Raw genomic sequence first — 11920 nt, 5'->3', positions numbered from 1 at the left:
CTAGACATCCATTCTACCTTAGTAAGCCCATGAAAACTATTTTAAGAGTTGTCCTTGGCATAGCAATCGTATTTGCTATCACCTACATGCTCGGACCAAAAGCCAAAATACAAACATTGGATGGTGAATATCCCGAAGTTCCTACGGACGCAATCGCTTTAGAAGCGTATGTGAAAAGCATTGAAGACACTGTCAGTCAATTAAAGCCTGGCAACCAAGCTAAAATTATCTGGGCAGATAGCATCCAAAAAAATAAAACACCTTACTCTATTGTCTATATTCATGGATTTGGTGCAAGTCAGATGGAAGGAGATCCAGTGCATCGGGAAGTAGCGAAGCATTTCGGTGCCAACCTCTTCCTTGTAAGACTTCCCGAACATGGCATTGCGAGGCCTAATTCTATGGAATATTTATCAGCCCAGCTTTTAACAGATGCAGTTAGAGAAGCTTACATGATAGGTAAAAGTTTGGGAGATGAAGTTATTGTCATAGGAACGAGTATGGGTGGTGCTCTATCTTTGGTGCTTGCATCAGAAAGACCTGACATGAAAGCATTGGTCCTGTACTCCCCTGCTATTCAAGAATATGGAGAGCGTCTCCAACAGTTCTTCAATCCCTGGGCAAAGTTTATAGCCAGTAATTTTTTGATCAAAGGTGGTGTCAGCAAAAGTAACCGAGAAGGAGATAAGGCCAAGTATTGGTCAGAATACTATCATGTGAATGGTTACGAAGCCTTAGCTGTATTGTTGAGAAGTAAAATGGTACAACCAACCTTTGAAAAAGTAAACATGCCCGTATTCCTAGGCTATTACTATGAAAGTGATACTGCTCAAGATTTTGTGGTTTCTGTTCCGAAAATGCAGGAGATGTTCCAACAACTGGGAACTCCAAATTCCAGCAAACAAGAAATGGCCTTTCCCAAAACAGGAGACCACGTAATCGCATCCTCTATAACTTCTCAGGATTGGGAAACAGTCCTGCAGGAAACAATTGAATTTTTGGAATCCGTGGCAGGCATCAAAACTTTCGCTTCTAAAGAATTATTTGAGTTGGAATAATTACTCCAAAAAAGTAATAAGCCCGAATGAAATATATAAAAATCATTATTTCTTTCGGGCTTTTTTCATTGATCCAATAATCTCCTGTGATAATTGATTTGCCCTAGGTGGTAATTCAGATGACTGACCAAATGGAACATGTAATATTCATAGGTCATGGGTTCTTTCAATGCTCCTCCAGGATAGGTTCTGGAAAACCAATCCTCTGGAAACTGTAATATGGAATCGGTGATCATATGATTGGTTTCATCTAGCATGTGGAGCAATTCCTCTCTGGGAACGAAGGTCGTTGAAAACTCTTTATCTCGATCCCTCACATAACCAGTATCCCCCATGTTTTTGCCTATGTAATGGTTGAGGTTTCCAATAATATGCAAAGTAAGATTGCCAGAAGAATTACTCACATCCGGCACTACTCTCCATATATTAGCCTCTTTTTTAAAACAGGTCAATTCATGTTTGACTTTTTGCAAGTCCCTATCAAAGAAATAAAGCAATGAACTTTTCATAGTTTTTTCAATTAATCTCCAAAAGACACACTCAGTCCTCTTGCAGCCTGAATCAAGTAATTATCTTTTCCTACTTTGTTGTAATCACGGGTAGCTTCCTCCAATGGAACAGCTATAAAATCATGATTTTTGAAAGCTACCATCTGCCCAAAGTCTCCATTCAAGACCATTTCAAAGGCTTTGACTCCAAAAACGGATGCCAATACCCGATCGAAAGCAACCGGTGTCCCTCCTCGTTGGGTATGGCCAAGAACTGTTTCACGAATATCGGCTTTCACGCCTGCATCTTTCAACTGTTGGGACAGCTGATAAGCCACTCCTCCAAGGCGTACATGTCTACTGCCTTCATCACCTTCCCTGGCCACAATACTTCCTTCTTGAGCCTTTGCACCTTCTGCAATGACAATATTGACAAATCCACGTCCATTGTCATAGCGTTCATTGATTCGCTTGACCAATTTTTTTACATCGTAGGGAATTTCAGGGATTAAGCATATTTCTGCACCTCCAGCGATAGCTGTATGCAAAGCTATCCAGCCTGCATCCCTGCCCATTACTTCCATTATCATCACCCGTGAATGGCTTTCCGCTGTTGTCACCAATCGATCAAAGCTTTCAGTAGCGATCTGTACAGCTGTCTGAAAACCGAAAGTCATATCAGTTGCTGATAAATCATTATCAATTGTTTTTGGAACACCAATCACAGGCAGACCATGATCAAAAAGTGCTTTGGATATTTTCTGAGAACCATCTCCTCCAATATTGATTAATGCATCAAAACCCAAAGACTTGATGCGCTCAGCCAATTCTTTTGTCTTATCCACCATCACTACATTGCCATGCTCATCTTTGACTGGATAATGCAAAGGATCAGCACGGTTTGTGGTCTTCAAAATCGTTCCACCTTTGACATGAATACCTGCTGTCTTGGATTTACTCAACTTTAACAAATCCGTAGGTTCACTCCAAACCCCAACAAAACCTTCCTTACTTCCATATACCTCCCAATCCTTTTCTTTTTTTGCTCGCTTAGCGATTCCTCGAATCACGGCATTCAAACCGGGGCAGTCTCCCCCACCTGTAACTACTAAAAGCTTCTTCATTTTGCTAAAATTTATAGTGCAACTTACAAAAATGATGGAAGAAAGGTCTTAAAAAATTTAGTTTTTTTACTCCTTGCTTTTCAACTTCCACCAAGCAATTAATAAACCGAAAACAAAACCCAATCCTGTACCTATACCTAACCACATAGCCACTTCCTCTTGGTAAAGACCAATAATCAGACCATTAAAAAGTCCCGCAAAAATCCCTGCGATGACATAGGAAAGGATACTTTTATTATTTTTAGTTGTCATGGATTTCAAATTCGTTCAAATATAAATGCTTCTACGGTATGTTTTATTCTGCGATTTCAAAATTCTGAGAAAATAACACGTAACTTAGAGGTTTAAAGTTGATTTTTACCAATGGAAAAAGATATAAAAATAGCCGTTTTGATAGATGCGGACAACGTTTCTTCACACCCTATCAAGGAGATGATGGAAGAAATTGCCAAGTATGGAAACCCTACCATCAAGCGTATTTACGGTGATTGGACCAAGCCCCATTTAGGTAAATGGAAGAATATTTTATTGGAAAATGCCATCACCCCTATCCAACAATATGGATACACGACCGGGAAAAATGCCACTGACTCAGCGATGATTATTGATGCTATGGATATTTTGTACTCTGAAAAAGTAAATGGTTTTTGCTTGGTTTCCAGTGACAGTGATTTTACCCGGCTGGCAACACGCTTGAGAGAAGCAGGAATGTTAGTTTTAGGTATGGGGGAAAAGAAGACACCTGACCCTTTTATCGTGGCTTGCGACAAATTTATCTACGTAGAAATTCTTCAAAAAGAAGATCAGGAAAGTACCCCTGAAAAATCAAAAGAAAGCCGCAAACAAAATGTGGATAAAATAGGACCAAAACTGATTCGATTGATTTATAATACTATCTCAGATTTAGCGGATGATGATGGTTGGGCTTTTATGGGAGATGTAGGCAATTTGCTCCAAAAAAAGCAGCCTAACTTTGATGCCCGTAACTTTGGCTTCCAAAAACTTACCCCGCTAATCCATTCTTTACCTCAATTTGAGATTGAACAGCGGGAAGGTAGCAAAGGAAGGAATAAGTTGATTTTTGTAAGAAATAGGGAGTAGTGAACAGTTGAAGACTGTCAATGAGGAATTAAAAATGAGGGGGGGCTAAAGACTATTGAAGGGCTAGCTTACTTCTTCAAAAATTAAGCTTCCCTCTTTTCATTACATCAAAACTCAAAGACACATAAAATACATTTGCTTGAAAGTTTTCGTAAGGTCTACTTGTAGCACCAGTAACCGGGTCAGTGGCTGTAAAACTACGATTGAAGAATTCGGTAGGGTAATATTTGATTTTTAAATTGGTTCCTCCAGGCAAATTAATCCCAGCAAAAAATGAACTTTGCCATAAATTGACACGGTCACTGAACCATACATTAAACCTGTCAACTCTTCGCTCATCCACAAAGGTACGCTCTCTGTAGTTAAAAGCCATTTCCAATTCATACCCAGCAAAGATAAATTGGCCATCCAGATTACCTAGTTTAACGCCGACAGGAATTCCAAGATTGTATGTCCTGACTTTTTTTCGGGTAGATGGTGATTCATCAAAAATAAATCCCACATTTCGCAGATTCATCCCTGTAAACCATCCAAAATTCTCCGACTGATCAAAGTGTAAGAAGTTTTGAAAATTAAATACAGGTGCCCATCGAAGGACATTATTGGCATCCGCAACGGTCGCACCAGAGAAAATCCACTCTCCCCCTGATGTCCAATAAGGTTCTCCCTTTTTTTGAACTTGCTTTTGACCAAAAGATATTGATGTAATCAAACACAAAACGAAAATGAATAGAAGTCTTTTCATATAAGAAGATAAAATTAACAAAATCACAGTGCAAGATATCAATAAAATCTCAATAGACAATAGTTTACAGACTAACCAACACTCAAAAGATTTATGATTTATGAGACAATGTTCTATCCAAACAATATTCCCTACCTTTGGGAACCTTATCAAAGATGGAGGTTGTTTGCTTTAAAATTGAAAACTCATGGACCTTGAACCCATGAATTATTTCGCCCATGGAAAAGAAAAAAAGAGTTGTTGTTGGCTTATCGGGAGGAGTAGACTCCTCAGTTGCGGCTTACTTGCTAAAAGAGCAAGGTTATGAAGTTATTGGGATGTTTATGAAAAACTGGCACGATGAAAGTGTCACGATTTCCAATGAATGTCCTTGGATGGAGGATAGCACAGATGCCATGTTGGTGGCAGAGAAATTGGGGATCCCGTTTCAAGCCATAGACCTGAGTGAAGATTATCGTGAACGGATTGTAGAATACATGTTTGCAGAATATGAGGCAGGCCGCACACCCAATCCAGATATTTTGTGCAACAGAGAAATTAAGTTTGATATTTTTCTTAAAGCAGCAGAAAAACTCCACGCAGATTTTGTAGCCACTGGACATTATTGCCGAAAAGATAGCTTTGAAAAGGATGGACAAACTATCCACAGACTATTGGCTGGGGCAGATCCGAATAAAGACCAAAGCTATTTCTTGTGCCAGTTGAGTCAAGAACAATTAAGTAAGGCATTATTCCCTATAGGTCATCTTCAAAAATCCGAAGTCCGTGCCATCGCTAAGGAACAAGAGTTGATCACTGCTGAAAAAAAAGACAGTCAAGGATTGTGTTTTATCGGCAAAGTGCGTTTACCTGACTTTTTGCAGCAACAATTGAAACCAAAAAAAGGAGATATTCTTAGCATTGCAGAGGACTATCCAGCTTATGCACAATGGACACTTCCGCCAAACACTGAACTTAAAAGTTTCAGTGATGAACAATTGGATGCAATGTGCATACCAATTCAATACCAACCATCAGAAGGGAAAAAAGTAGGCGAACATAATGGAGCACATTACTTCACCATAGGTCAACGGAAAGGGCTTCAAGTAGGTGGGACAGGAAAACCTTTATTTGTTATCGCTACTGACACCCAAGAGAATGTAATTTATACTGGACTAGGAGAAGAGCATCCAGGCTTAAACAGAAATGGTCTTTTTGTAAAAAAAGAAGATGTTCATTGGATTCGGGAAGATTTGAAACTTGAAGTTGGAGAACATCAACGATACCAAGGGAGAATTCGCTACAGACAACCGTTATCTGGAGTAACTTTATTGATGCGGGAAAAAGGACTATATGTAATTTTTGATCAGCCACAAAAAGGGATTGCTTCCGGACAGTTTGTCGCTTGGTATGATGGAGAGGAAAGTATTGGGTCTGGGACTATATTCTAAACTCTAGCTATGAAACAAACACTTGTTCAAATTGCTCTGGTTGTCCGAGATTACGATGAAGCTATTTACTTTTATACAAAAGTGTTGGGCTTTGAATTGTTAGAAGACACTGTTCAATCTCCTTCCAAACGTTGGGTGGTGGTTCGCCCCTTTGGATCTTCCTGCGCTTTGTTACTTGCTAAAGCGGCCAATGAAAAGCAGAAACAAAGCATCGGCAACCAAACAGGTGGACGTGTATTTCTATTTCTGCACACCGATAACTTTGACAGGGATTTTGCAAGACTTCAGGACCATCAAGTTACCATTGTAAGAGGACCTGTGGTAGAATCTTATGGAAAAGTAGCTGTTTTCGAAGACCTGTATGGTAACCTTTGGGACTTAATTGAACCTACAGTTCATGATTAAGCTAGAGGTTATCTTCGAAGATGATTATTTTATTGCTATCAATAAGCCTGCAGGCGTATTGGTGCATAAAACTCATTTGGCAGATGAAGAGGAGGACTTGATTGCGGTAAAAATCCTTCAAGCACAGACAGGCATCAAGGTTTTCCCCATTCACAGAATCGACAGGCCCACCACAGGTGTATTGTTATTTGCCAAATCAAGCGAAGCAGCCTCTAAAATGCAGCCCATCTTGCGCTCATCAGAAGTAGAGAAAAACTATCTCTGTATTGTTCGAGGCCATCTGAAAGAAAAATCAGGTTTAATCGATCAGCCACTCAAAAAGAAAATCTACGGAGAATTACAAGAAGCCCAAACCAACTTTTGGGTTCTGGACGAAACAAGCATTCCCTACAATACTACCGGAAGATATCCTACTAGTAGATACGCTCTTCTACGCTGTCATCCCCATACAGGACGAATGCATCAGATCCGTAGGCACCTAGCCCATATTCGTCATTATATCATTGGTGACACCACCCATGGAGATAATACCCAAAATAATTTTTTCAGAAAGGAATGGGGACTCAATAACCTTCTCCTGCATGCTTGGCAATTGTCATTTATACATCCTTTTACTCAAGAATCAATTACCATTCAGGCAGAGGTCTCTCCTATTTTTCGGGAATACTTAAAGCATTTGGGATTTGCATGGAATCCTTCTTCTCCAAGGGAGTTTTAAGCCTATTCTTTCTTCTTGACCACAACTCCTCCTCAACCGCTTAGACAAAAAGCATCAATAAGCCTGTTTATTTTTTTGAGAAGTACTATCTTCAAGGCTGCAATACAAGAACACATGAAGAAAAAATCCATACTACTCGTTTTATTAGTCACAGCGGCTTGTTTCGCCAGTTTCGCTCAAGGAGGCAAAGATGCCATAGAAAAAAACTTTCATGAACGGGAAGCTATTTCCCATTTCAGATACTTAGCATCCGATGAATTGATGGGGCGAGACCCTATCCGTCCTGAAATTGACGCTGCAGCTCGCTACATTGCTGAGCAATTTTGGAAATATGGTGCGAAGGAACTCCCCAATGCCAATGGCTATTATCAGCATATTCCATTCCGATTATCTTCACCTCCGACCAAAGGAGAAGTGACTTTTGGAGATAATACATTTAAGCAAGGTGAGGGAATGTTGGTTTTGGATGGTCCTTCTTTGACAGGTGCTTACGAATTGATTGTAGCAGGTTATGGATTGGAAGGAGATTTTGAAGGAAAAGATGTTCGTGGGAAAGTGGTGGTCTGTAATGTGGGTGGGCCAGGAAATTTATCTCCCCGTGGACTGTTTGCAGCAGGAAGACAAAAATTAGCCTTAGCACAGTCCAAAGGAGCGATCGGGTTAGTGGAGGTTTATAATGTACCTACTGTTCCATGGCCATTAGTAGCTAATTTCCTAAACAATCCACAGCTAACCGTAGATAAAACAGGAGGAGGTGAAAGCATCCCTTACATCTGGATTCAGGACACTAAAAATGAAACCATTAATGCCGTCGGAAACCGTCAATTGACGACAGCCAACTTCCAGATTGAAGGAAAAATCAATAAAGCAATTGTTGGCAAAAATGTAGTAGCCGTTATAGAAGGAACAGATCCTGTACTAAAAAATGAATATGTGATGCTTTCCGCACACTACGACCATATTGGTGTGGGAAGACCAAACGCAGAGGGTGACTCCATCTACAATGGAGCACGTGATAATGCTGTCGGAACAGTTGCGGTCATGAATGCCGCAAAGTACTTTGCAGAAAATCCTCCTAAGCGCTCTATCCTTTTCTGCGCCTGGACCGCCGAAGAAAAAGGCTTACTGGGAAGTGAATATTTTGCAGAAAACCCATTGATTCCTTTGAATCAAATTATTTACAACCTGAATATTGACAATGGTGGGTATAATGATACGTCTATTTTTACTGTGATAGGCTTGGGTAGAACAAGCGCGGATTTCTTGCTTGAAGAAGCTGCCGCTGCATTTGGAAAAGAAGCCATTGCCGATCCATCGCCAGAACAAGGGCTATACGATCGATCTGATAATGTTAATTTTGCAAGAAAAGGCATCCCAGCACCTACCTTCAGCTTAGGATTCCGTGCTTTCGATGATGAAATTAATAAATACTACCATCAGCCAGGTGATCAAGTAGACAATTTTGATTTGGATTATGCTGTCGCCTATTGGAAATCATATATCCTAGCTGCTGAAAAAATCGCCAACTGGAACGAACGTCCTAAATGGGCTCCTGGTGATAAGTATGAGGAAGTAGGAAGACAGCTTTATGGTGGAGGACAGTGAACAGTGGACGACAGTGAACAGTGAATAGTGAGCAATTATGAATTAGGAATGAAGAATTAAGAGTGAAAAATTAGGAATGAGAAATGGTGTGCAACTGTCGTCTGTCGGTTTAATCCTTGGCATTAGGAGTGAATAGTGAAAATTGTTGAGCATTTTCGGATCCGCGGAAATTAAAAACTTTATAAACCGCAACTGATGGAGCTATATTACGTCCATCAGTTGCGGCTTTTTTATAAAGTAAGGTCTTTAGCCTGTAGGATTTTTGCCCCTGCAGTCTTCATTTCTTCAACAGCAACATCAAAATCTCCTTCATTTATGTTGACCGCTCGGGTTGCATCTGCGATGAGATTTACTGCAAATCCCTCAGATAGTCCATCCAATACTGTAAACTTTACGCAGTAATCAGTAGCTAATCCACAAACAAACAATTCGCTGATAGCAGCATTTTTCAAATATGCGGACAAGCCTGTATCTCCTTGTTTATGGTTATCATAAAATCCACTATAAGAATCGACCAAAGGATTGGTTCCTTTTTGAAAGATTGCTTTCCATCCATTCTTATCCAAATCTGCATGAAACTCGGCTCCTGTAGTACCCTGCACACAGTGAACAGGCCACAAAATTTGATTCACCCCATTTAGATCGATAAATTCTCCCACATGCTTTCCCGCGTGATTAGCTGCAAATGAACCATGATTAGCCGGGTGCCAATCTTGTGTGGCTACAATGAAGTCAAATTGAGACTGGATTTTATTGATCAAGGGAATGATTTGATCTCCCTCATGGACTGCCAAGGCACCACCTGGGATAAAATCATTTTGTACGTCTACGAGTATTAATGCTTTCATTCGGATAACTGATTTACGATAATAGATGCAATGCTTTTCACTTCAACAAATGATTCGTCTAAATGGAGTGAATTTGGATGTGAATTCGTCGTAACAACCTTTTCAATGACCCCAGATGATTTAATTTTTTCGATTGCATTGTTTGTAAAAAGTCCGTGAGTAGTGATGGTATAAATGTTTTTTGCACCGGCTGCTTTGTATGCCTTGGCAGCATTAATCAACGAACCACCCGTGCGCACCATATCATCATATATCACCACATCTTTTCCCTGTACATCTGCGGATATACTCGTTACTTCTGTTTTCTCACCAGACACCCTTCTTTTGAAAACAAATGCAGCATTGACCCCCATTTCATTGGCTAAAGACTCCACCCATTTAGCTCTGCCAGCATCGGTGCAAGCCATTACGAATCCCTCATCTGCCAAACTCAGTGCTGCTTCTGTTATGATGGGTTTACAATATATATGAGAAATGAGCGCCTGCCCTTCAAAATAATGGGGAATTCCTTCTGAGTGTAAATCAAAAAAGTAAAAATGATTACCCAAACTCGTCCTTGGTAAGGATGAAAACATCACTGCTCTAGATTTAGCGGTGACTACCTCACCCGGCTTAACGGCCCTTTCCATGGTAGAATACCCAAAGTAAGGAAAAATCAAACGAATAGAACGAGCACCATATTTGATCAAGGCATAGGCCAAATCATAAATTTCTAAGGTATCAGTATCAGAAATCGTTCCTCCAATAAGAGCTACATCCCTACCATTAACCGATGTTAAGATGCGCTGATAGCGCTCACCATCTGGAAATAGTTTGACATCAATTTTTCCCTCTTCAACATCAGCACCTGCTAGGACTTCTTTGAGCAAATACTGATAATCTTTGGTTGAAAAGACAATTAACTTACTCTCCTTCATAATTTTTCATTTTAAGCACCAAAGCTGTGCGCAACTCAAATAGTCTCTCTTCTAAACCTACAGGATAAATATGTGGATTGATTAGGCGCTTATGAGCCTTGTCAAACTGTTGTAAGTTAGCCTGAGCATTGGCACGAATGACATCTATGCTTGGACGGCGATAGACTTTTTTACCTGCTTTGAAAATAGTTTTCAGCAGAGGAACTACCTCCAAATTTGTAGTCTTGATTTTTTTTCGTTTAGTAGAATCATTTGGATCGATAATTAAAAAGTCGTTTGAATCATCTAATGCACCCTCCAAACAAATCATATCTGCAATAGCCTTTCCATCCTTCAAAAAACGGATAACTTCTTGCCTACCGGGGATATTGATTTTAATACTTTGCTGAGAAACTTTCACTTTTGGTTCCCAAGCTCCGTAGTCATTTTTAATAGCTGCTAATTTATACACTGCCCCAAGTGCCGGTTGATCATAGGCTGTCACCAATTTGGTGCCTACCCCCCATACATTGATAGCCGCTTCTTGGATCCTGAGCGAAGTGATGATGTGCTCATCAAGGTCATTGCTAGCCACAATTTTCACATCAGGGAAGCCCGCTTCATCGAGCATTTTCCGTGCAATCGTACTGTAGTAGGCCAAATCTCCCGAATCAATCCGAATACCAAACAGTTCGTGACCTTGTTCCCGCATCCATAACCCCACTTCGATAGCATTTTTAACCCCTTTGATCGTATCATATGTATCCACCAAAAAGACACATTTTTCAGGAAATGCAGCTGCATAGGCTTTGAAAGCCTCTATTTCTGAATCAAAAGACATGATCCAGCTATGTGCATGAGTACCGGATACCGGAATCCCAAAAAGCTTACCTGCCATCACATTACTCGTCGAGGTGCAACCACCGATATAGGAAGCTCGACTCGCTGCCAATGCTCCATCAATCCCTTGCGCTCTTCTCAATCCAAACTCTAAAACCGGATCACCTTTAGCTGCTACACAAATGCGGGCTGCCTTGGTAGCAATCAAGGTTTGAAAATTGATGATATTCAACAAGGGCGTTTCCAACAATTGACACTGTACCAATGGCCCTGTCACTTTTACTATGGGCATGTGCGGAAAAATGACCGTTCCCTCCTCTACTGCTTCTACATCGCAGGAGAATTCCATTTTTTCCAAATAATGAATAAAGGCTGGTTCAAACATGAGTGTTCCATCCTTATTTTTCATTTCACCCAGGTATTTTAAATCACTTGGATCAAAATGAAAATTTCGGCAAAAGTCAATCACATAATCTAATCCAGCAGCAATCGTGAAGCCACTCTGAAAAGGATTTTTTCGGAAAAAGAGATTGAATGTGGCTACCTCATTTGCTTTTCCTGATTTCCAATAGGCATAAGCCATGGTGATTTGATAAAAATCCGTCAATAAAGCCAGTGAACCTTGATACAGGTCTTTGGTGATTTTCATGGGTAGAAAATAA

Annotated in this window: 13 protein-coding genes; 6 read left to right on the top strand and 7 right to left on the bottom strand. The window is 40.3% G+C overall.

The window, feature by feature from the left end; genetic code table 11:
• Positions 1-29 precede the first annotated feature (29 nt).
• Complete coding sequence (locus ACXIUD_RS15485; protein WP_458053551.1) at positions 30-1058, top strand: alpha/beta hydrolase; 1029 nt, start codon at positions 30-32, stop codon at positions 1056-1058.
• Between the two features lie 65 nt (positions 1059-1123).
• Here ACXIUD_RS15485 and ACXIUD_RS15480 read toward each other — a convergent pair whose 3' ends face one another.
• The 3 genes from ACXIUD_RS15480 to ACXIUD_RS15470 form a co-directional block, all read right to left on the bottom strand.
• The gene (locus ACXIUD_RS15480) at positions 1124-1567 is read right to left on the bottom strand and encodes a DinB family protein (protein WP_458053550.1); all 444 of its coding nucleotides are present in this window, start codon (positions 1565-1567) and stop codon (positions 1124-1126) included.
• Positions 1568-1578: 11 nt separating this feature from the next.
• Positions 1579-2670 carry a 6-phosphofructokinase gene (locus ACXIUD_RS15475; RefSeq protein WP_458053549.1) on the bottom strand — a complete coding sequence of 364 codons (1092 nt, stop codon included), beginning with the start codon at positions 2668-2670 and terminating at the stop codon, positions 1579-1581.
• A 66-nt stretch (positions 2671-2736) separates the two neighbouring features.
• Complete coding sequence (locus tag ACXIUD_RS15470; RefSeq protein WP_458053548.1) at positions 2737-2922, bottom strand: hypothetical protein; 186 nt, start codon at positions 2920-2922, stop codon at positions 2737-2739.
• 111 nt (positions 2923-3033) lie between these two features.
• On the opposite strand from ACXIUD_RS15470, the gene ACXIUD_RS15465 reads away from it, so the two are divergent.
• Positions 3034-3771, top strand: coding sequence for an NYN domain-containing protein (locus tag ACXIUD_RS15465; RefSeq protein ID WP_458053547.1), 738 nt, complete (start codon positions 3034-3036; stop codon positions 3769-3771).
• 76 nt (positions 3772-3847) lie between these two features.
• Here the strand turns inward: ACXIUD_RS15465 and ACXIUD_RS15460 are convergent, their stop codons facing one another.
• Complete coding sequence (locus ACXIUD_RS15460; protein WP_458053546.1) at positions 3848-4516, bottom strand: hypothetical protein; 669 nt, start codon at positions 4514-4516, stop codon at positions 3848-3850.
• A 218-nt stretch (positions 4517-4734) separates the two neighbouring features.
• On the opposite strand from ACXIUD_RS15460, the gene mnmA reads away from it, so the two are divergent.
• The 4 genes from mnmA (at position 4735) to ACXIUD_RS15440 (ending at position 8674) form a co-directional block, all read left to right on the top strand.
• Positions 4735-5946 (top strand): tRNA 2-thiouridine(34) synthase MnmA, encoded by a 1212-nt coding sequence (mnmA, locus tag ACXIUD_RS15455; protein WP_458053545.1) that lies wholly within the window; start codon positions 4735-4737, stop codon positions 5944-5946.
• 9 nt (positions 5947-5955) lie between these two features.
• Positions 5956-6351 carry a VOC family protein gene (locus ACXIUD_RS15450; RefSeq protein WP_458053544.1) on the top strand — a complete coding sequence of 132 codons (396 nt, stop codon included), beginning with the start codon at positions 5956-5958 and terminating at the stop codon, positions 6349-6351.
• Entirely contained in the window at positions 6344-7069 is a 726-nt protein-coding gene (locus ACXIUD_RS15445; RefSeq protein ID WP_458053543.1) for a pseudouridine synthase, read from the top strand. The genes ACXIUD_RS15450 and ACXIUD_RS15445 overlap by 8 nt, the downstream gene beginning before the upstream one ends.
• 114 nt (positions 7070-7183) lie before the next feature.
• Complete coding sequence (locus tag ACXIUD_RS15440; protein ID WP_458053542.1) at positions 7184-8674, top strand: M28 family peptidase; 1491 nt, start codon at positions 7184-7186, stop codon at positions 8672-8674.
• Between the two features lie 230 nt (positions 8675-8904).
• Here the strand turns inward: ACXIUD_RS15440 and pncA are convergent, their stop codons facing one another.
• From pncA to ACXIUD_RS15425, 3 genes are read right to left on the bottom strand one after another with little or no spacing between them, the layout of a single operon-like run.
• The gene (pncA, locus tag ACXIUD_RS15435; RefSeq protein ID WP_458053541.1) at positions 8905-9522 is read right to left on the bottom strand and encodes a bifunctional nicotinamidase/pyrazinamidase; all 618 of its coding nucleotides are present in this window, start codon (positions 9520-9522) and stop codon (positions 8905-8907) included.
• On the bottom strand, positions 9519-10439 hold the full coding sequence (gene prs, locus ACXIUD_RS15430) for a ribose-phosphate diphosphokinase (protein WP_458053540.1): 921 nt from the start codon (positions 10437-10439) through the stop codon (positions 9519-9521). The genes pncA and prs overlap by 4 nt, the downstream gene beginning before the upstream one ends.
• A complete protein-coding gene (locus tag ACXIUD_RS15425; protein ID WP_458053539.1) occupies positions 10426-11907 on the bottom strand; it encodes a nicotinate phosphoribosyltransferase in 1482 nt (493 codons plus the stop codon). Before ACXIUD_RS15425 ends, prs begins: the two co-directional genes overlap by 14 nt.
• Between the last annotated feature and the right edge of the window lie 13 nt (positions 11908-11920).

Source organism: Mongoliitalea sp. (genome assembly GCF_054166905.1).
The sequence above is the reverse complement of the archived record's forward strand: the minus strand, read 5'-3'. Positions and strand labels throughout refer to the sequence as shown.